This window comes from Rhizobium sp. YAF28 (assembly GCF_052113285.1).
Lineage (GTDB): Bacteria > Pseudomonadota > Alphaproteobacteria > Rhizobiales > Rhizobiaceae > Rhizobium.
In genome coordinates this window covers 14,354-35,025 of record NZ_JBFRCX010000016.1, presented here as the reverse complement: position 1 = coordinate 35,025, position 20,672 = coordinate 14,354, and the positions used below count along the sequence as shown (strand labels likewise).

17 protein-coding genes are annotated in these 20,672 nt (G+C 60.6%); 5 read left to right on the top strand and 12 right to left on the bottom strand.

What is annotated here, in order from left to right:
- Window positions 1-69: 69 nt before the first annotated feature.
- The 3 genes from AB4Z13_RS28655 to arfA form a co-directional block, all read right to left on the bottom strand.
- Window positions 70-1,338, bottom strand: a complete 1,269-nt coding sequence (locus tag AB4Z13_RS28655) for an ABC transporter substrate-binding protein (RefSeq protein ID WP_113321108.1) — start codon at window positions 1,336-1,338, stop codon at window positions 70-72.
- A gap of 142 nt (window positions 1,339-1,480) precedes the next feature.
- Entirely contained in the window at window positions 1,481-2,566 is a 1,086-nt protein-coding gene (locus AB4Z13_RS28650; RefSeq protein WP_113321109.1) for an ABC transporter ATP-binding protein, read from the bottom strand.
- A 62-nt stretch (window positions 2,567-2,628) separates the two neighbouring features.
- Window positions 2,629-4,149: an arabinosylfuranosidase ArfA gene (gene arfA, locus AB4Z13_RS28645; protein WP_113321110.1), complete on the bottom strand. Its 1,521-nt coding sequence runs from the start codon at window positions 4,147-4,149 to the stop codon at window positions 2,629-2,631.
- A 260-nt stretch (window positions 4,150-4,409) separates the two neighbouring features.
- On the opposite strand from arfA, the gene AB4Z13_RS28640 reads away from it, so the two are divergent.
- Both AB4Z13_RS28640 and AB4Z13_RS28635 read left to right on the top strand, forming a co-directional pair.
- Window positions 4,410-4,652: a DUF982 domain-containing protein gene (locus tag AB4Z13_RS28640; RefSeq protein WP_113321111.1), complete on the top strand. Its 243-nt coding sequence runs from the start codon at window positions 4,410-4,412 to the stop codon at window positions 4,650-4,652.
- Between the two features lie 59 nt (window positions 4,653-4,711).
- Entirely contained in the window at window positions 4,712-4,948 is a 237-nt protein-coding gene (locus AB4Z13_RS28635; protein WP_113321112.1) for a hypothetical protein, read from the top strand.
- A 25-nt stretch (window positions 4,949-4,973) separates the two neighbouring features.
- Here AB4Z13_RS28635 and AB4Z13_RS28630 read toward each other — a convergent pair whose 3' ends face one another.
- Window positions 4,974-6,425, bottom strand: a complete 1,452-nt coding sequence (locus AB4Z13_RS28630) for an aldehyde dehydrogenase (RefSeq protein WP_442207388.1) — start codon at window positions 6,423-6,425, stop codon at window positions 4,974-4,976.
- A gap of 300 nt (window positions 6,426-6,725) precedes the next feature.
- Here AB4Z13_RS28630 and AB4Z13_RS28625 point away from each other — a divergent pair, with 300 nt between their 5' ends.
- Window positions 6,726-7,625, top strand: coding sequence for a helix-turn-helix domain-containing protein (locus tag AB4Z13_RS28625; protein WP_442207387.1), 900 nt, complete (start codon window positions 6,726-6,728; stop codon window positions 7,623-7,625).
- A gap of 27 nt (window positions 7,626-7,652) precedes the next feature.
- On the opposite strand, the gene AB4Z13_RS28620 is transcribed toward AB4Z13_RS28625, so the two are convergent.
- The 5 genes from AB4Z13_RS28620 to AB4Z13_RS28600 form a co-directional block, all read right to left on the bottom strand.
- On the bottom strand, window positions 7,653-9,287 hold the full coding sequence (locus tag AB4Z13_RS28620) for an FGGY-family carbohydrate kinase (RefSeq protein ID WP_442207386.1): 1,635 nt from the start codon (window positions 9,285-9,287) through the stop codon (window positions 7,653-7,655).
- A gap of 167 nt (window positions 9,288-9,454) precedes the next feature.
- Window positions 9,455-10,183, bottom strand: a complete 729-nt coding sequence (locus AB4Z13_RS28615; RefSeq protein WP_113321115.1) for an SDR family oxidoreductase — start codon at window positions 10,181-10,183, stop codon at window positions 9,455-9,457.
- 25 nt (window positions 10,184-10,208) lie between these two features.
- Complete coding sequence (locus AB4Z13_RS28610; protein WP_442207385.1) at window positions 10,209-11,468, bottom strand: sugar ABC transporter permease; 1,260 nt, start codon at window positions 11,466-11,468, stop codon at window positions 10,209-10,211.
- Entirely contained in the window at window positions 11,465-12,286 is an 822-nt protein-coding gene (locus AB4Z13_RS28605; protein WP_442207384.1) for an ATP-binding cassette domain-containing protein, read from the bottom strand. The genes AB4Z13_RS28610 and AB4Z13_RS28605 overlap by 4 nt, the downstream gene beginning before the upstream one ends.
- 68 nt (window positions 12,287-12,354) lie before the next feature.
- Window positions 12,355-13,401 carry an ABC transporter substrate-binding protein gene (locus AB4Z13_RS28600; protein ID WP_113321118.1) on the bottom strand — a complete coding sequence of 349 codons (1,047 nt, stop codon included), beginning with the start codon at window positions 13,399-13,401 and terminating at the stop codon, window positions 12,355-12,357.
- Window positions 13,402-13,674: 273 nt separating this feature from the next.
- Between AB4Z13_RS28600 and AB4Z13_RS28595 the strand changes: the two genes are divergently transcribed.
- Both AB4Z13_RS28595 and AB4Z13_RS28590 read left to right on the top strand, forming a co-directional pair.
- Window positions 13,675-14,700, top strand: coding sequence for a LacI family DNA-binding transcriptional regulator (locus AB4Z13_RS28595; RefSeq protein WP_310380597.1), 1,026 nt, complete (start codon window positions 13,675-13,677; stop codon window positions 14,698-14,700).
- A 99-nt stretch (window positions 14,701-14,799) separates the two neighbouring features.
- Window positions 14,800-15,909, top strand: coding sequence for an IS110 family transposase (locus AB4Z13_RS28590; protein WP_442207383.1), 1,110 nt, complete (start codon window positions 14,800-14,802; stop codon window positions 15,907-15,909).
- Between the two features lie 398 nt (window positions 15,910-16,307).
- Here the strand turns inward: AB4Z13_RS28590 and AB4Z13_RS28585 are convergent, their stop codons facing one another.
- From AB4Z13_RS28585 to AB4Z13_RS28575, 3 genes are all read right to left on the bottom strand, one after another.
- Complete coding sequence (locus AB4Z13_RS28585; RefSeq protein ID WP_442207382.1) at window positions 16,308-17,927, bottom strand: SulP family inorganic anion transporter; 1,620 nt, start codon at window positions 17,925-17,927, stop codon at window positions 16,308-16,310.
- 561 nt (window positions 17,928-18,488) lie between these two features.
- Window positions 18,489-19,214, bottom strand: coding sequence for a histidine utilization repressor (hutC, locus tag AB4Z13_RS28580; RefSeq protein ID WP_113324354.1), 726 nt, complete (start codon window positions 19,212-19,214; stop codon window positions 18,489-18,491).
- 57 nt (window positions 19,215-19,271) lie between these two features.
- Window positions 19,272-20,618, bottom strand: a complete 1,347-nt coding sequence (locus tag AB4Z13_RS28575; RefSeq protein ID WP_442207381.1) for a formimidoylglutamate deiminase — start codon at window positions 20,616-20,618, stop codon at window positions 19,272-19,274.
- Window positions 20,619-20,672: the final 54 nt, after the last annotated feature.

Here is a 20,672-nt window from a genome sequence, read left to right as displayed (position 1 = left end):
TCAGTATTGACCACAGATCATCTCCCTGGACGAAGGGCTGGCCGGAGACAGGCTCCGGCCAGCATCTTCTCACTGCTGGCTCTGCAGCTCTTCGCGCATCTGTTCGATCGCATCTTCCGGATCGAGCTGACCGTTGAGTGCGGGAACCACGAAGTTCTGCGTTGCCTCGTAGATCGGGCCGGCAACGCCTGCGAGCTTGGAGACCGGGTCGAAGACAGCGGTATCGGCAAGCTTCGCATAGGTGGCGTTCGGCTGCATTTCCTTGAATTCCTTGCTGTCAGTCACCGGCTTGTAGGCGGGGATATGGCCAGCACTTGCCCAGGAGATGCTGTGCTCGTTCATCCAGGCGATGATCTGCAGCACGGCCTTCAGCTTTTCAGGCGTGATCGGCTTGCTCTCGCTGTTTGGAACGGCGAAGGAATGCGAGTCCGCCCAGGTGGCCTGCGTGCCCAACAGGTTCGGGATTTCGATAGCCCCCCATTCAAAGCCGAGCTCACCCTTCTTTGCGAGGTCGGCCATCGTCGGCACTTCCCAGACGCCGTTGACGTGCATCGCAGCCTTGCCTGAGGTGAAGAGCGCGATCGACGCTTCATAGGAAATCAGCTTCGGCGAATAGCCTGAGGAGACCCAGTTCGCCATGGTCTTCAGCGCCTTTACGCCGGCATCGCCCGGCAGGATCTGGTCACCGTCGATAAACTTGGCGCCCTGCTGAGAGAGAAGCGTATAGAAGACGCGCCACATGGAACCGCCTTCATCCGTGTGCAGCGACAGAGGATATTCCACCTTGCCCGTCGCCTTGATCTTGTCGAGCGCAGCATTGAAATTGTCGAGACCGTCGAGACCCTTCGGCAGACCGTCGTCGCCGAGCAGGCCGGCTTCCTTCAGGATATTCTTGTTATAATAGAGAACGATCGAATGGACGTCGAAGGGAATGCCGTAGACCTTGTTGTCGAAGGTCGCCTGCTTCCAGGCCGCATCGACATAGTTTTCCTTCTTGATGCCGGCGGAAGCCAGTTCCTCATCCGTGAAGGGACGCAGGATGCCGGTCGGTACGGCAAGCGGATAACGCGACATATGATAGGTCATGATGTCGGGCTGCTGGCCGACGGCAGCTGACGTTTGCACCTTGGTGTAGAACGGCACGCCCCATTCCAGGGTCGTGGCATTGATCTTGATGTCGGGATGGGTGTCGTTGAATTCCTTGATGAGCGCTTTCATGCGCACGCCGTCGCCGCCGCTTAAGAAATCCCACCAGGTAATGTCGGTCTGGGCGAATGCGGCTGCCGAGGGCAGCAATGCGATGGCCGCCGAAACGGCAAGTTTTAAGAGTTTTCTCACGTTTGTTCCTCCTCTAAAGCATGGGTTGGGATCATCCCGCGTCTCGGGCTGACTTTTGCCGCGAGCCTCCTCCAAAGGCGCGCGATCAAGATCTCCTGCATTCCTTTCCGGTCTCCGGATCTCAAGCTCCGGACCCGTTCAATCAGCTGAGCCTTCTGCCTTCGGCATCGAAAGCCAGCATCTCAGGCACTCTCAGAGAGAGGCTGATCTTCTCCTTCGGCTGAGGCCTGCTTTCGCGGCACTCGACCGTCATCTCCGCATCGGTTGCGGTCAGCACGTGAAGATATCCAGTGCCACCAAGCTCTTCGGTGAACTCCGCCGTGACGGGCAGCGTCAGGCCGGCTTCCCCGTTGTTGAGCCCGATATGCTCGGGCCGGACGCCGATATTGATGGCAGCGCCTTCGGCGACCGGCGTGCGTGTCGGCAGCTCGAAAGCCTGGCCTGGTGCGTCATCGAGCTCGACGCGGGCAGAGCCCTGTCCGGCGCCGATGACCTTGCCCTTCAGAAAGTTCATGCCCGGCGATCCGATAAAGCCGGCGACGAACATGTTCTGCGGATCGCGATAGAGCTCCAGGGGCGCGCCGACCTGCTGGACGATGCCCTCCTTCAAGACGACGATCTTGTCGGCAAGCGTCATCGCCTCGACCTGGTCATGGGTGACGTAGACCATGGTCGCTCCGATCTGCCGGTGCAGGCGGGCGATTTCCATGCGCATTTTCACGCGCAATTCGGCATCAAGATTGGACAGCGGCTCGTCGAACAGGAAGACACGCGGTTCACGCACGATGGCGCGGCCGATCGCCACGCGCTGGCGCTGGCCACCGGAAAGCTGACTCGGCTTGTGCTGGAGATAGTCGCCAAGGCGAAGGATATCGGCGGCCGCCTTCACCTTCTCTTGAATCTCCGCCTTCGGACGCTTGGCGATCGACAGGCTAAACGCCATGTTTTCGAAGACGGAAAGATGCGGATAGAGCGCGTAGGACTGGAAGACCATGGCAACGCCGCGCTTCGATGCTTCCCTGTGCGTGACGTCTTCATTCTCGATGCTGATCTGCCCGCCGCTCGTTTCCTCGAGCCCCGCAATCATCCTCAACAGCGTCGATTTCCCGCAGCCGGATGGGCCGACGAAAACGGCAAACTCACCCTGCTCGATCTCGATATCGACGCCGTGGATGACCGCGAAGGCCCCGAACGACTTCCTGACGTCAGTCAGTTTTATCCCAGACATATATCCTCCCGATGGACACTCCAGACGGGGCAGCCTCCTCCGCTGCCCCGATGGCGATCAACTCACGCCGAAGCGACGGAGAGCAGGATGAAATGATAGGATTTCGCCGGCAGCGATCCGGTGAGCCTGCCCTCGTCGGTGACCTGGAGGCCGGATCCTGCCGTCGGCACGATACGGTTCTGATCCTCGACGGAGTTGCGTGCCTTCAGGTCCTCGCCCGCCATCGTGTGATGCTGGACGATCTTGGCGCCCTTGAAGCCCTGCAGGGCGACATCGAGATCGATCGCCTCATCGAGGCTGCGGTTGATCGCAAAGAGCGCGATGCTCTTGCCATCCTCCTGCAGCACGGCCGAAAGATCGAGATAGGGAACGTCCTGCGCGACATCGCAATCATAGGTCGGGCCGGAGGCCGAAACCGTCAGCGCCGTGCCGCGGCCATACTTCGACGCGAACTGCAGCGGATAGTAGATCGACTGGCGCCAGGCCGGGCCTCCGGCCTTGGTCAGGATCGGGGCGATGACGTTGACGAGCTGCGCCATGCAGGCGATCTTGACGCGGTCGGAGCGGCGGATGAAGACGTTGATCAGCGAGGCGACGAAGATCGCATCCTCGAGATTATAGAGCTCTTCGAGCAGCGGCGGCGCTTCCGGCCAGTCCCAGTTCTTGTAGCGCTGATCGTCTTCCTTGCGGTCGTGATACCAGACGTTCCATTCGTCGAAGCAGATCTTCACGTCGCGCTTGGAGCGCTTCTTCGCCTTGATGTAATCGATGACGCCGCCGATCGTGACGATGTAGCGGTCGAGTTCGATCGCCTTGGCATAGTAGTTCAGCGTGTCGTTTTCCTCGTTGCCGAAATATTTGTGCAGCGAGATGTAATCGACGCTGTCATAGCTCGCATCGAGAACCTGTGCCTCCCATTCGGGATAGGTCTTCATCTTGTCGTTCGACGAGCCGCAGACCACGGTTTCGAGCGTCTTGTCGAAATATTTGAAGGCCTTGCTGACTTCGTTGGCAAGCAGACCATATTCCGTTGCGGTCTTGTGACCGACCTGCCAGGGGCCGTCCATCTCATTGCCGAGGCACCAGATGCGGACATTGTGCGGGTCCTTGTATCCGTGCTTGGCGCGCAGGTCGCTCCAGTAGGTGCCGCCCGGATGGTTGCAATATTCCAGGAAATTGCGAGCGTCATTCAGGCCGCGCGAACCGAGGTTCATGGCGAGCATCATCTCGGTCTTGGCGAGCTTGGACCAGTCGGCGAATTCGTTGACGCCCATCTGGTTGGTCTCGCGGGTCCGCCAGGCAAGATCGAGACGCGTCGGACGCTGGTCGCGCGGGCCGATGCCGTCTTCCCAATGATAAGCCGAAACGAAATTGCCGCCCGGATAGCGGACGATCGGCATATCGAGATCGCGCACCATATCAAGAACGTCGGTACGGAAACCGTCCTTATCAGCTTTTTCGTGACCAGGCTCATAAATACCGGTGTAAACGGCCCGGCCCATATGCTCCAAGAAGGAGCCATAGACGCGCTTATCGACGGTCGAGATGGTAAATTCCCTGTTCAGGGTCGCTTTAGCCCGCATTGATGTTCCTCGTTTATTGAATTTGATTTTTGAGCAAACTATTCTGAGAGATTTTTTTAATCAAGTATTTTGTTTAATATCCAAAAATCAGTTTTAGTATGGCAAAAGATCAAAGGAATCCGTGAGAAACCAGGCGTTTCAGGCCCAACCGTCGGTCTCCGCTGGGTCGTTAAGGCCGCGATTAACCAACCAGCCTCTGGCGCGGGAACAAATTCTGCTCCGCAACGTTTTGGCGCTCGCGACAGGAGGAGGAAAAACAGATGCCAAATGCAAAATGGAGCGAACCGGTCGAAATCGAGTTCGACAATGCCGGATCCCGGACCGTCAGAGGCCCCTTCGACGCACTCATCTATCTCCACGACATGTGGCCGCGGCGCACGGGAGCGAAATTCGTCAGGGCAAGCAACGCCTGCAAGGGCGCCGTTGAAGGACGCGTTAGCCTGGAAGCGGCACGGGAAGATTTTCTCGCGGCCGCAGCAGAAGCGAGACTAACCACACATTGACCCCGAGGGGTGGACGCGCACATGCCGCGTCCACCCCTATTTCTGAGGAAGGAGACTGCATGCGCGCCTTGCTGGTATCGTTGCTGACCTTGGCCGTGACCGCCATTTCGACAGGCCCGGCCCTATCTGCCGACATGATCCAAGGGTATGAACGCCCCCATGTCGTCAAGCATCGACCGAAGCCGGTCATTCGTGCACGTTATGTGCAGCGACGGCATCTCGATTGCACGGATATGATCGTCGAATACCGCTACATTCCGCGCACGAATTTGGTGACGGTGTGCCATCGCATCTGAGGCCTGCCAGACCGGCCGGCCGGTGTCAGATCGGATAGTGCCCGGGCTGCGATGCCACCGTCATCCACCTGAGGTCGGTGAATTCGTTGATGCCGGCCTTGCCACCGAAGCGGCCATAACCGGAGGCCTTCACGCCGCCGAAAGGCATCTGCGCCTCGTCATGCACGGTCGGACCGTTCACATGGCAGATGCCGCTTTCAATCCGTCTTGCGACCTCCATGGCGCGGGCGGCATCCCTTCCGAAGACGGCGGCGGACAGGCCATATTCCGTATCATTGGCAACACGGACCGCCTCATCGATACCGCGCACGCGTACCATGCAGGCCACCGGACCGAAGCTTTCCTCTCCATAGATCCGCATCGACGGTGTCACGTGGTCAAGCACCGTGGCGTCCATCAATGTCCCGATCGCACGGCCCCCCGCAAGCAGGCGGGCGCCTTTGGATACTGCATCCTCGATCAGGCCGTTGACGCGTTCAACCGCATCGAGGCCGATCATCGAGCCGAGCGGCGAATTGCTCTGGCGCGGATCGCCGGCAACCAGCGTCGAGGCCTTGCGGGCGAACTGATCGGCAAACTCGTCGGCCACCGCCTCGTCGACGACGATCCTCTCGGTCGACATGCAGATCTGCCCCTGGTTCATGAAGGCACCGAAGGCAGCGGCTTTCACGGATTCGCCGATATCGGCATCATCGAGCACGACGAAGGGCGCCTTGCCGCCAAGCTCCAGCAGCACGGGTTTCAAATGGCGGGCGGAGACCTCGGCGATGATCCGGCCGACGCGGGTCGAGCCGGTGAAATTGACACGGCGCACCGCCGGGTGGGCGATCAGCTTTTCGACGATAGATGCAGCATCGGCGGGCGCATTGGTGAGCACATTGACGACACCGTCGCCGAGGCCCGCTTCGCGCAATGTCTCGCCGATCAGATGATGCGTCTTCGGGCAAAGCTCTGACGCCTTGAGGACGACAGTGTTGCCGCAGGCAAGCGGCAGGGCGACGGCGCGTACGCCGAGAATGACGGGCGCGTTCCAGGGTGCAATACCAAGGACGACACCGGCCGGCTGGCGCACGGCCATCGCCAACAGGCCGGGCTTGTCCGAGGGGATCACTTCGCCGGTGATCTGGGTACACATGGCGGCGGCTTCACGCAGCATATTGGCGGCGAGATAGACGTTGAAGCCCGCCCAGGCGGCTGTCGCTCCCGTTTCCTCGGCCATGGCGGCGATGAATTCGCCGGTGCGGAAATCCAAGAGGTCGGCTGCCTTCGAAAGGCGCTTGCGCCGCTCTGTCGGTGCAAGCGCCGACCAGCCCGGAAAGGCCGCGGCCGCAGCGGCAACCGCTGCATGCGCATCTTCCAGCGTTGCGGCGGCCGCCTTCGTCGCAAGCTGACCGGTAATCGGGTTCAGCCGTTCGAAAGTCGCGCCGTCCGAAGCCGGCATGGCACGGCCGCCAATGAGAAGCATCAGGTCAACCATCTCGATCCCTTTCAGATATGCGCCTGATTTCCCTCCCAAAGGGTTGGCGCGATGATGTCTGCTGGTTTCCGGCATCCGCCGGGGGTCATGCAAATCCCGCGGTCACGCCGGGAGATCGACGTCTTTCATTGGAAGATCCTCGCCCATATCGCCTGAATTCAGGCGCTCCCCAGGATCCAGTAGGAACCAATCCATCGGCGAAATGAATGGATTTTCCTGGCAGTTTATTGTACTTTTTCGCAAATTTTTCAGATTCCCGCTTGGCATGCGATCGCCCGGCCGGTTGTGCGCCCGGAGTTCATGATGGCGGAAAAATTGCTCGATATGCCGGCCCTGTCGGTCACTGCATCGATGATTTCCGCCGGCCTCGGCAGCCAGACCTGGAGCCTTGACGCCCACGGCAGCCGTCCCTTCTATCAGGCCTTTTTTGTCTCGCGGGGCAGAGCGAGCCTTTCCATCGATGGAGAGGCGGGGCTTACGCTTTCGGCACCTGCAGCAGTTTGGCTGCCGCGGCGGATTTCGGGGGCTTTCGTTCTTGCCGCCGGCAGCGAGGGGGCGATGCTCTCGGCGGCCGAAGGCTTTGTCGGCAGAACGGTCGGCGACAGCCCGGCCGCCGTGCAGTTGCACGATATGATCGAACGCGTAGTCTTGGCTCAGAACGAAAATCTAGCGGGGCGTGCAGGCGATATCGGTCGTGCCTTCGAGGTCATGACGCAGGAGGCACGGGACCAACGACCCGGCGGGACAGCGCTTGTCGGCGCCTATTTTTCCGCGCTGCTGCTGCTGATATGGCGGGCCTCAGGGGCATCGGCCCCGACGAGGACGTCAGGCACAGGGGCGACCACCTTGCAGCGGTTCAGGCAGATCGTCGAATTGCGTTTCCGCGAACAGCCGGCGATCACCGATGTCGCCCGCGCCATGGGCATCACCTATGACCACCTGCATCGGGCCTGCATTTCCGGCACCGGACGAAGCCCGATGGAACTGATCCATGAAAGGCTGATCGCCGAAGCAAAGCTGCGGCTTGGGCAATCGGAGCAATCCGTCGAGCAGATCGGCTTCGGGCTCGGCTTTCGCGATCCGGGCTATTTCAGCCGCTTCTTCAAGAGCCGCGTCGGCGAACCGCCCGGCGCCTACCGGCGCAAGATCGCCGAGCAGTCACAGAAAGGCCTCGCCCCATCCTTTGCCGCCTGGCCGTGAGGCACTCGCGATTGAGGCGACGGCCGTTCAGAACGTCCGCAACTCACGCGTCAGCGCCTGGAGCTGCTTGAAGCCCTCGTAGCGCTTTGCGTGACGATCAGCGATCGCACCTTGCGCCGGCTTGTAGGTCTCTTCGGCGGCCGAGAGTTTCGTCATTGCTTCACGCATATCGCTAAACAGCCCGCCAGCGACGGCGCCAAGGATCGCAGCACCCAGCAGGACGGGTTCCTCCGCCTTCGTCGCGATCACCGGTTTGCCGCTCGCATCGGCAAGCATCTGACGGACGAAATCATGCTGGCCAGCACCCCCGCTGATGACGATGTTGTCGATGGTGACGCCGGCATCAGCCTGCGTGTCGATGATCTGTCTCAGGCCATAGCCGATGCCGCAGAGGCCTGCGACATAGAGCGAGACCAGACTGTCGAGACCCCTCTCCATGTCGAGACCGGCAATCACGGCGCGGGCGTGCGGATCGGCGAAGGGCGCGCGATTGCCAAGGAATTCGGGAACGACATGCAGGCCTGCGACGAGTCTGACGGCATCGGAAGAATACCCTGCCTTTTGCGCGGCCATGTCAGCCAGAAGGACCGGCAGCGGAACGCCGCTGCGCTTCGACAATTCCTTTGCCTCGCTGGCGGCGGGATGGAGGGACAAGAGCTGTTCGATCGCCGCACCCGCAGCACTCTGACCACCCTCGTTCAACCACATGCCTGGCACCATGGCAGAATAGTAGGGACCCCAGACGCCCGGAACGAAGGCCGGTTCGACGGTTGATGTCATGGTGCAGGACGACGTGCCGAAGACGTAGCCGAGATTGGCCCGCGGACCGGCGCCGATACCAACGGTTCCGATGCCGCCAGCATGGGCATCGATCAGCCCCGCGGCGACAGCCGTTCCCGGAACGAGGCCGAGTTCACCGGCGGCCGCCGCGGTCAGGCCCTGACCGAGCGGCGAGCCGGGCTCGACGATCGACTGGCCGATGCGGGCAAAACCTTCGTCGGCCAATGCGCCGAGGCCGATCTCATGAAAGTAGGTCGCATCCCAGCGCTTCTCATGGGCGAGATAGGTCCATTTGCAGGTGACGGTACAGGTGGAACGCGCGAGATCGCCGGTCGCCCGCCATGTCAGGAAATCCGCCAGATCGAAGAATTGCCAGGCCGCATCGAAGACCTGCGGCCGCCTTTCCCTCAGCCAGAGCAGCTTCGGCGTTTCCATCTCGGGGGAGATACGACCACCGACATAGCGCAGCACTTCATGGCCGAGCGCGTTGATACGCTCCGCCTGCGGGACGGCGCGATGGTCCATCCAGACGATGATATCCCGGTTCGAGTCTTCCGAGGGACCGACGGGCAGCGGCCGGCCAGCCTCGCCGAGCACGACGAGCGAACAGGTGGCGTCAAACCCCAGGCCTGCAACCGAAGCCGGATCGATACCGCTTGCGGCGACGACCTCGCGGACGCAAGCGCAGACGGCCGTCCAGATTTCCGTACTCGACTGCTCGACGATGGAGCCGGCTTCATGAAACAGCGTGATATCCCGCTTGGCGGATGCGAGCATCAGGCCATCGAGGTCGAAGAGGCCGGCGCGGGCGCTGCCTGTACCGACATCGACGCCGATGACATGTTTGGCACCCGCTGATGACGTGTGTGAAGTGTCGCTCATGATCTCTCGTTCAAATCGGCAGTATCAGGGTTCCAGAGCATTTCCATCTTTCCTCGAATCGCGGAAACGCTCTATCTCTTTGTTTTCATGCAATTGCGGACGCAAGACCGCTACGCATTCTTGCTGGAATTGCTCTAGAGCAACCGGCAACGGGACCTGTCAACCTCTCAGAGGTCGACGCTGTTCGGCAGGATCACCAGATCGCGCACAGTGACGTTACGTGGCCGTGACAGCATGAAGAGCACGGCGTCGGCCACTTCCTTTGGCTGCATCAGGCTGCCATTGGCCAGCGCCTCTTCCATCTTGGCTTTCGGCCAGTCATCCAGGAGCGCGGTAACGACCGGTCCGGGCAGCACCGCGCCGACACGCACGCCATGCTGGGCGACCTGGCGGCGGGTCGAGTGGACGAAGGCCTGAACGGCAAATTTCGAGGCGGTGTAGATCGGCTCCCAGACGACGGGCACGACGCCGGCGATCGAACTCGTAAACAGGATATCCCCGGACTTCTGAGCGATCATATGCGGCAGCACCGCATGGACCGAGCGGAAGGCCGCATTGATGTTGAGGTTGAGCACCCGGTCCCAGGCATCCGGATCGCCGTCGGCGACCGGGCCGCCAATATAGGCGCCGGCATTGGCGTGGAAGATATCGAGCCTGCCGGCCAATTCCAGAATACGCGGCAGCATACCGGAGACCTGCGGGCCATCGAGAAGATCGACGACAAGCGGCAGGGCGCCCTCACCGATCTCCTTGCAGAGGGCCTCGAGCCTGTCCTTGGCACGATCGATAAGAACAACGATTGCGCCTTCGGCACGCAGGGTGCGGGCGCATTCCAGCCCGATGCCCGATGCCGCACCGGTGATGGCGGCAACCTTGCCCTTCATGAGATCAGTCATGCAAATACTCCTTGAGAATGCGTAATCAGGCGCGGCCATGGCTGACACGGGACCGGCGAGCTAGCGAATCGACGATGACGGCGATGGCGAGAACGGCACCAGTGATCATGTAGCGCAGCGACGAACTGAGATTGAGCAGCGTAAGCCCGTTGGAAATCGCCTGGATGACGATGATGCCGAGAAGAGCCGAATAGGCGCTGCCGCGGCCACCGAACAGGCTGGTGCCGCCGATGACTGCTGCCGCAATGGCATTGAGGTTCACGTCGCCCGTGCCGGCCTGCTGGCTGGAGGAGGCAAGCCGCGAGGCCGAGAGAATGCCGCCGATGGTGGCAAGCGTCGAGCAAAGCACGAAGGCGCTGAGATAGATGCGGCGCACATTGATGCCGGCACGGCGAGCCGCCTCGCGATTGCCGCCGACGGCAAACATGGAGCGTCCCCATTTGGTGCGCGTCAGCGCATAGTTCAGGATGACAGCGATTGCGACGAAAAGGCCGAACATCCACGGCACGCCACGGCCGAGATTGAGATAATAGACGGCAAATTCCAACGCGGCGGTAAGAATGACGGCCTTGACCGCAAGCGCCCCGACCGGTGGCGAGGAGAGGTTCGAAGCCTGCCGCTGGCGGCGCTTGCGCATCTCGTTGACGACGAGGACCACGCCCGGCAAGAGCGCCAGCACGTAGGACAGCCAGTCGGGCATGACGAGAATCTGGCCGAAGCGCACGAGCGGCGAGGCATAGGGAAGGTTGATGCTGCCGGTCGGTCCCAGGATGTAGAGCTGCATGCCGAGGAGGGCCAGCAGACCGGCAAGGGTCGCAACGAAGCTCGGCATGCCAAGCCTGTTGTAGAGCACCGCATACAGCGCACCAACGACGATGCCGGCGAGGATCGCAACCAGGATTGCGAGCGGGATCGGCCAGCCCATATTGACCCAGAGCACGCCAAGGATGGCGGAGGAAAGTCCGCTCATAGAGCCGACCGAAAGGTCGATTTCGCCGAGCATCAGCACGCAGACGATGCCGAGCGAGATGACGCCGACGGTGGCACAGTCAAACAGCAGGTTGACGAGGTTGTTTGGCGCCAGAAACACCGGATTGAGCAGCGAGAAGACCGTGGAGATGACGATCAGGCCGACGAAGACCGGCAGCATGCCGAGATCGCCCGAGCGTACGCGGTCGAAGAAGGCCTTGAACATGCCCATGATGTTGTCGTCGTGGCGGACGCGTTCGTCGCTGCGATCAAGGGCAGCGGGCTGGCTGACTGTATCGGACATCTTCTGGCTCATGCGGACCCCCCGCTGGTTTCGTGTGCAGCACCAGTCTTGCGCTCGATCCGTCGGGAGACGGCGTTTTCGGTGGCACCGGTGATTGCGGCGACGAGTTCCTGGTTGGACGAATCGGGCGTGAAGACGCCATTGTTGCGACCGAGGCGCAGCACGACGATGCGGTCTGCCACAGCGCGCACGTCTTCCATATTGTGGCTGATGATGATGACGCCGAGGCCGCGCTCGCGCACGCGTTCGGTCAGGTTCAGCACTTCCGCGGTCTGGGCGACACCGAGAGCGGCCGTCGGCTCGTCGAGCATGATGATCTTCGGATCGAGCAGCAGCGAGCGGGCGATGGCAACCGTCTGGCGCTGGCCGCCGGAAAGCGAGGCGATCGGCTCGCGCACCGAGGGAATACGGGCGGCAAGTTCTCTGAGCAACGTCCAGGCGCGCACCTCCATGGCAACCTCATCGAGGCTCCAGGGGGACATTTCATGTCCGAGAAAGAGATTGGCGACGACGTCAAGGTTCTCGCAGAGCGCCAAGTCCTGAAAGACGGTGGCAATGCCGAGCTCCAGCGCCTTGCCGGGACTATCGAGCGTGACATTGCGGCCGCAGAATTCGATCGTTCCCGAGGACGGTTGATGCACGCCGGCAAGAACCTTGATCAGCGTCGACTTGCCGGCGCCGTTATCGCCGACCAGCGCCACGACCTCGCCGGCCTTCACTTCGAGATCGATGTCGGTCAGCGCCGACACCGCGCCGAAATTCTTGGAAATATTGCTCAACCGGAGGATCGTCTGTCCCTTCTCCGGCATATCCTTCACATCCCTAGTCATGGGGCAGCCCTTCTTGCAATAGGGGCATCCGGCCGCGACAAGCGCGGCCGGAGCTCACTCAAGTGCGTTTAGTTGGTAATGCCAAGCTTCTTGCAGCCTTCGGCATATTCGCCGGTGCAGATCTGCTCGGGCGTCTGGATCTTCTTGTCGAAGATTTCGGCCTTGATGTTTTCTGCCGTCACGACGGCGGGGATGAACAGCTGAGACGGCGTATTGTAGAGCGCCGTCTTGGCCTCAGGCTTTTCACCCTTGATCATCTGCACCGCCACATTGGCAGCGGCTGCTGCGACGATTTCGGATGGCTTCGAAATCGTGTTGTACTGGTCGCCGGAAATGATCAGCTGAAGGGCTGCAATCGTCGCGTCATTGCCGGTGACCGGCGGAACCGGCTTCACGCCTGCGGCCTTGAAGGCGGCAATCGCGCCGCCGGCCGTGCCGTCATTGGCGGCAACCACGCCCTTGATATCGGCCCCGAAGCGGGTGATCTGGCCGGCAGCCCATTCCTGCGCCTTTGGCGGCGCCCATTCCGGCGTGTCATATTCGGCAAGCGTCTTGTAGGTGGATTCCTTCAGGCCGCGGTGGATGCCGTCGCGGATGAGGCCTGCGGCCGCATCGGTCGGCGAGCCGTTGATCTCGAGCACGCCTGCGCCGTCGGCAACGCCTGAAGCCTTGAGATGCTCGACGAGCGACTTGGCGATCGCATAGCCGATGCCTTCGTTGTCGAAGGAGACGTAATAATCGGCCGGCTTGTCCGGGATCGGGCGGTCATAGGCGATGACCTTGACGTCCTGGGACTGGGCGATTTCGACGAGGCCGGCTGCAGCGGCGGAATCGACAGGGTCAAGAACGACCACCTTGGCGCCCTGGGCGATGACCGAGTTGAACTGCTGCTGCTGCAGCGAGGCATCGGCATTGGCGTTCTGATAGATCACCGTGCACTTCGGGCACAGCTTCTCCATCTCGGCCTTGAAGCCCGGGAAGTCGTGCTGCTCATAGCGCGTGGATGCCTGGTCGGGCATCAGAAACGCGACGGTCGCCGCTTCCTGAGCCGAGGCCATGCCGGCAAAACCGATGAAAACGGTCGCCGAGGCCATAAGCAAATTGCGATAATTCATTTTCTCCTCCTTGGTGTGATCGAAAGACAGGCCCAGGCATTGCTGGAAGTCACCACGGTTCGCCCGCTCGCCGCAGCCTTCGCCGGCATGAAAACGACGAGCAAAGCGCCCCCCGCAAAAGGACAACCTCTCCGCAGCTTCTTAGAAATACCTCCCTGCACCGGCCTGCTGGCCGGTTTGTATCATCGATTGCGCAACCTTGCTCAATCGATGAAGCAAGAATTGCCACTTCCTCCGATTGATGTCAAGTTACAGTCAAACGGAGACGACATTTTGAATCAGGTGAAGCAGACGAAGAGGACGACGATTTACGATCTGGCGGAGCTTGCCGGCACATCCGCCAGCGCCGTCAGCGCCGTGCTCAATGGCAATTGGAAGAAGCGCAGGATCAGCAGCCAGCTTGCCGAAAAGATCATGCGGATCGCCGAGGAACAGGGTTATGCGCTAAACATGCAGGCAAGCCTGCTGAGGCGTGAAAAGTCCCACATCATCGGCATGATCGTGCCGAAATACGACAACCGCTACTTCGGCTCGATCGTCGAACTCTTCGAGGACATGGCGCGTGCGCGCGGCCTTTTCCCGATCATCACCTGCACGCGCCGCGACCCTCAGTTGGAGGTCGAGGCAGCGCGCACCATGCTCTCCTATCAGGTCGAATGCCTGATCGCGACGGGGGCCACGGACCCCGACCGTATTACCGAAATGTGCGCGGCTGCCGGCGTGCGCAGCCTCAATCTCGACCTGCCGGGCGCGCTTGCCCCCTCCGTCATCTCGGACAATTTCGCCGGCGCACGCGAGCTGACACGTCGCATCCTGAAAAACAGCGAGCAACGCCTCGGCAAGATGGAGCCGCTGCTCTTCATCGGTGGCCGCGGCAGCGACCACAACACCGCCGAGCGTATCCGCGGCTTTCGCGAGGCACATGCGGACCTCGGCGTTGCCGTGCATGAGGAAAATATCCTTGCCTGCGGCTATGCGCCGGAAAAGGCTGAAAAGGCGTTGGACGAGCGAGCCCTTGGCGGCAATGCACTGCCCAAGGGCATGTTCGTCAACTCGACAATCTCGCTCGAAGGCGTCATGCGCTGGATCCGCCGCTCCGGCCATCTCGACGATCGCAGTCTGGTGCTCGGTTGTTTCGACTGGGACCCCTTCGTCACCCTGCTTGGAAACGGCATCGAAATGGTGCGCCAGGACGTGCCGGGTATGCTGAACAAGGTGTTCGAGCTCATCGAATCCGGAGCGAACAAACCTGTCGTCATCCAGGTGCCGCCCCTCATTCCGGAAGCGCAGGAAGCGTAAGACCGTATGTCCTTCTGGCGGGGGTGGCTTGCCCTACACTCCCTTTGCGAGGGTTGCTCGGATAGGCCGAGCCGATCCTCCCTGGCAGGAGGACAAGCCGTGAAGCATTGTACAGAAGTTTTCGTTGGTATCGATGTATCGAAGGCACGCAACGCTATTGCGCTGGCAGACGGCGAGCGGGGTGGTGAAGTTCGCTATCTCGGTGAGATCGATGCGTCCGTGGAGAATATGCGGCGTTTTGTGAAGCGCTTGGCCGCAAAACATGAAAGGCTGTACTTTTGTTACGAGGCCGGCCCTACAGGCTATGGCCTTCATCGCCTCATCACCGAGATGGGCTACGACTGCATCGTCGTTGCGCCTTCGCTCATCCCAAAGAAGCCGGGAGACCGGGTTAAGACAAATCGGCGCGATGCAGTTTCGCTGGCAAAGCTACTTCGTGCTGACGAACTGACGGCTGTCTGGGTGCCTGACGCTGGACACGAGGCAATGCGCGACCTGGTTCGTGCACGAACGGCTGCCGTAGAATGCTTGCGCGTGCATCGCCAGCAGGTCAGCGCCTTCATGCTGAAGCATGGCAGGATCTATCCTCAAAAGACAGGTTGGACGATGCGCTATTTGCGCTGGCTTCAAGAGCAGAGGTTTGATCATCCGGCGCATCAGATAGCACTGCAGGAGATGGTTGATGCGGTGCGTGTTGCCAAGGGGCGAATGATGCGACTGGAGGAGGCTATCGCCGAATTCGTTGCTTCCTGGTCGCTCGGTCCCCTTGTGGTTGCCTTACAAACTCTGCGCGGGGTCAATCTGATTGTCGCCGTCACTTTTGTGGCAGAGATCGGCGATGTCTCTCGGTTCGACAACCCTCGCCAGCTCATGGGATACCTCGGCCTTGTGCCCGGCGAACGTTCGACCGGAGATACCATACGGAAAGGAGGTATCACCAAGGCCGGAAATAGCCGCGTTCGCAGCCTCCTCGTCGAGAGCGCCTGGACGTATCGACACCCGCCCAAGATTGGAAAGACGAAACTCTACCGGTTGGAAGCCGCTCCGCCGAAAGTGCGCGAGATCGCCTGGAAGGCACAAACGCGCCTGACGGCCCGCTACAGAGCCCTGAGCGCCAGAGGAAAGAAGACGACGGTGGTCTGCACCGCGATCGCGCGCGAACTTGCGGGCTTCATGTGGTCAGTCGCTCGAGAGATTAAAGCCGCTTGAACTTGCGACTGCCTTGTTGGCAGGAAGCACCCTCCCGCTCATAGGCGGGGGCGGGACTACGGCAGGGGAATTCCCGACGGATGCTTTGTGGCCGGCACGTGCCGACGCCCGTTGTAAGATCGGGAAGAGCCCCGGACGCAAATTCGGGAATGCGGTATCCAATCCGCGCATCAGAGCTTGATCACCGACGTCCTTCAGGTCCCGTCTCCACCTATGAGCGTGCATCCTTGACCACCGCTCCGCCGAGCGATTAGTCTCGTGCGTCCAGAGTCTTGACAACGGACATCAGAGCGTCCGGTGCGGACCCAGTTGATCTTGGCGAGGTCGGATCGGAGAACTTCGTGGCCGGATGCGCATGACGTCTGCGGCGCTCGCTGTTCTGCCCGGCAATGCCGGCTTCATTCCGTCGGACTCGCGGCGTCTGCCGCAGCCTGTGTGACGGCATCGTCGACACTGAAATTGCACCGGCTTGCCAACTCCGCTTCGCCGGCCGATTCCATCAGATCCCTGATCCAGTCATGCACGCGGGCATAATAGACGCGCTTGCCGGCCTTGTGCAGCAACGTGTCGAATTCGACGAGAGCATCGAAGCCGGTACTGTCGAGATCGACGCTTTCTTCCAGACTGACGATGACGGAAAGCGTGCTTCTATTGGAAAGCGCATGTGTCGCGATTTCCGATAATACCAATTCGGCGTTGGCGAAAAAGAGGGGCTGAGCTGGCCTGAATATGCCAATGCCGGCGATCTCGGTGGCGTCGGCATGGCGTTCCACGTCGACAAAATCGCGTGTCTGGCGAAGTCTGCCGAGTGTAATCACCCTCGCGACCGTAAGTCGCTTCAAAAACAGGACGAATGAAAGCGCAACCGCGATTAGCATGCCATTCAGGACACCGAACAGAAGCACGCCACAGGCAGCAAAGATGAGAAGAAACCGGTCGCGACCGACACGCAGAATATGCATGACCGGAGATGGATCGAGCGAGTGTAGGAGTACGCTCACGATCACGGCGGCGAGTACCGTTTGGGGAATATAAGCGAGGAGTTTCACACCGAAAAGGCAGAAAGCAGCGAGGAAAGCTGCGGCGAGCAAAGACGAGAGCCTGCTCTGCGATCCCGCCGCTTCGCTGGCGGACCCTGCCGAGAAGCCGGCCCCGACCGGCATGCCCTGGACAAGAGCGCTTGCAATATTGGCCACCCCGATTGCGCGCAATTCGCGGTTTGCGTCCACGACTTCACCATGAAGCAGCGATAGGCTTCGTAGAGTGCCCCAGGACTCGGCAAAGACAATCAGCACGAGAGGCAGGATGTAGCGAGCAATATGCTCGACACCATGCAAATCGGGCGCGGCGAACGCGTCCCAACCGATCGCGAGGCTGACAGGCCCGACGACCGGCACGCCCAGACCCTCGAGATTGAACTGGAAAGAAATCGCCGCAGCCCCCAGAGTCACAAACAGACTGCCCGGAATCTCGCGGTAACGGCGCATGGCGAGAAGGCAGACGAATGCGAATAGCGCGAGCCCGAGGCTGATGAGGTTCCATTCGTGAAACCGCGCCAGAGCGGAACGGAGGATTTCCCAAGGTTGGATATCAGCATTGCTCAAGCCAAAAATGGTCGGCAACTGCTTGATCGTGATCAGAAGGGCGGTACCGAAGGCGAAGCCCCGCAGGACAGGTCTGGATATTACGCCAGCCAAGTATCCAAGCCCCATCGCCGAGGCAATCAGGAAGACAAGACCTGCAAGCGCGACGACAACAGCTGCAAATAGCGCCTTCTGTGACGCGGGCACGTCCATAGACATGAGCATTGCCGCGAGGATCGCGGCAGAGGACGATGTCGGTGAAACAACCGCGAAACGGCAACGGCCAATGAAGAAATAGGCCGTACATCCAGCGATTGTTGCGGTAACCGCATGGCGAGGCGTCAACCCCGCGATTGAGGAGTAGGCAATCGCTTCCGGGAGCAGAAGACCGGCGACCGAAAGGCCGGCGACAGCATCACGCCAGTTCCATTTCATGGCTGTGGGATAATATCCTTCTTACTCAGGCGAGCCGCTATCCTCCTGCATTATCGAATGGTCCACAAGCATCTGGTTTCACGACTAAAAAATTATCAGCTGCGCCGCGGCCCATTTGCGCTTTCCTGGACATCGCGCCCATTTTCAACGCTGATCGCGCCATAACTAAACATCGACTGAGCTGTCTCGCGTGCTCCATGGGCGGGCACGGGTTCCGATGCTTCCAACGGATCTATGGCGCGCAACGTCAAGGAGGCTGCGCGCTCGGCTCCGCCAGCCGTCCACATCGCCGCAATTGGCGTCCTCGATATCGTCGATGAAAGCGGGCCGGTTTCCACTGCAAAGGCAAAATCATTGCTCGCCTGCTTCCAGGAAATGCGGGCAATAATCCGTGAGCGTCCAATGATTTAAGGTAAGCGTGAACTTACGCAATACCCTGAATTTCGGGATGTTGACGGCGCTGAAACCGCTTTCTATGAGAAGCTGTCGGCCCAGTGCGGCGGCAATAACGGGCGTCCGGTCATACGAGGTGACCGGACGCTTTTCATTCGGAAATCCGGCCTACTTCACCGCTTCCGGTGTGAAGCGCGCATAAAGCGCATGGCGATTGCCGGGATAAACAAAGCGCACATGCGTGACCGGTCCAGACTTGTTCCAGGTGCGGCGTTCGACGACGAGGCATGCGGTGGCCGGCGGGATCGAAAGCATGGCGCCCTCTTCCTCTTCCACGCCGATCGCAAAGATCTTGTGTTCAGCCGCACTCCACGGAACCTGGCTCAGAAGCCAGGGACCAGGTGCGGTTTCCCCGAATTCCTCATCTGCGGCTTCCGGCACTGTTTGCAGGTTGATCAATCGCTTTTCCAGGCAAAACGGTTGCGTCCCAGCGTAGTGGGTGCAGATGATTTCGACGAGACTGGAATTTTGCTGCAGGTCCAGCATCTGCCGGTCCTGCGCCTGTGCCTTCCTGCGGATACGCTTTGCGACCTTGTAGGAATAGGCGAGATTGAGGGACTGGACCTCCGCCTTGATATCGTGAATCTCGAGCACTGCGGACTGCGCCTGTGGCTGGATGACGAAGCTGCCGGATTTCTTGCGGCGCTCGATGAGACCGGATTTCACCAGCTGGCTCAGAGCCTTGTTCACCGTCATACGCGAGCAGTCATATTGCTTCGTCAGCTCTATTTCGAACGGAATGCGGTAACCCGGCGGCCATTCGCCCGAGACGATGCGACCTTCGATATCCGTGAGGATACGCTGGTGTAAGGTCGTTTCCTTTGGTTCATTCATCATCACGCTCCGGCTCTTCCTCCGCTGTAACGCCTGGGAAGCGCCGAGGAAAGGTCGTCATGCTGCCAACAGCTCGTTCATCGCGGCGATGAAGCGGCGGTCAATCAGGTCGCGGCGCAGATGCCGGCCCTTTTCGACCTGCTTGCGGCCGAGCGACCAGACGCAGTCGACCGACACACCACCGGCAAAAATCCAGTGATCGAGAAGCCGGTCCTCGGAGAGGTAGGAAACGGCATTGGTCTCGAGCGATATGATGTCGGCATGGTTGCCGGCGACAAGACCCGCCGGCGCCTTCAATGCCGCGCCACCGCCAGCAAGTGCCTGTTCGAAGAGCGCCTGGCCCGTGGAACCGCCCGTCGATGCGATAACATTGCGGGCACGCAGCGCGAGACGCTCGGAATATTCGAGCTGACGAAGTTCCTCGGCGATGGAAATCAGAATGTTGGAATCGGAACCGATGCCGAAGCGCCCGCCTTCCGACAGGAACAGGGGCGCCGAAAATGTCCCATCGCCGAGATTGGCTTCGGTAATCGGGCAGAGGCCGGCAATGGCGCCGCTCCTTGCCATCTGGCGTGTTTCGTCATCGGTCATGTGGGTCGCGTGGATGAGGCACCAGCGCTGATCGACCGGTGCATTCTCAAGCAGCCATTGGACAGGCCTTGCGCCGGACCACGCCAGGCAATCCTCGACTTCCTTGACCTGTTCGGCGACGTGAATGTGGATGGGGCCGTCGCCGGCAAGCCCGATCGCGACAGACAGCTCGTCCGGCGTGACGGCGCGCAGGCTGTGCGGCGCAACACCGATCTCAGCGCCGGGGAGCCGGTCCGTGACTTTTCGGCAGCCGTCCATCAGCTGCGCAAAACTGTCTGCGGAGTTGATGAAGCGGCGCTGTCCTTCAATGGGTGCGGCGCCGCCGAAGCCGGAATGGGCGTAGAGAACCGGCAGCAGTGTCAATCCGATGCCGGTCTCCGCACTCGCAGCACCGATCCGTTCGGCCATTTCGGCGATATTGGCATAGGGGCTGCCGTCCTTGTCGTGATGCAGATAATGGAACTCACCGACGCGGCTAAAGCCGGATTCCAGCATTTCCATATAGAGCTTGGCTGCCACCGCCTCGACATGGTCAGGCGTCATCGACAGGGCGAACTTATACATGACAGTGCGCCAACTCCAGAAGCTGTCATTGGCCGGACCGCGCACTTCGGCAAGCCCCGCCATCGCCCGCTGAAAGGCATGGCTGTGGTGGTTTGGCATAGCCGGCAAAAGGGTGGCATGGCGCTCGTCATCGGCATTAGGCGCGACATCCGTCTCGATTGCGGAAATGCGGCCGTTTTCGAGCGTCAGGCGCACATTCTTGCGCCAGCCCTCGGCCAGCAAGGCAGTCGTTCCATGAAGTTTCGTCATGATTGCTCCCCTTCTTTCTTATTGGCCCACCGCTTGCCTTTGTGCACAGGGCCA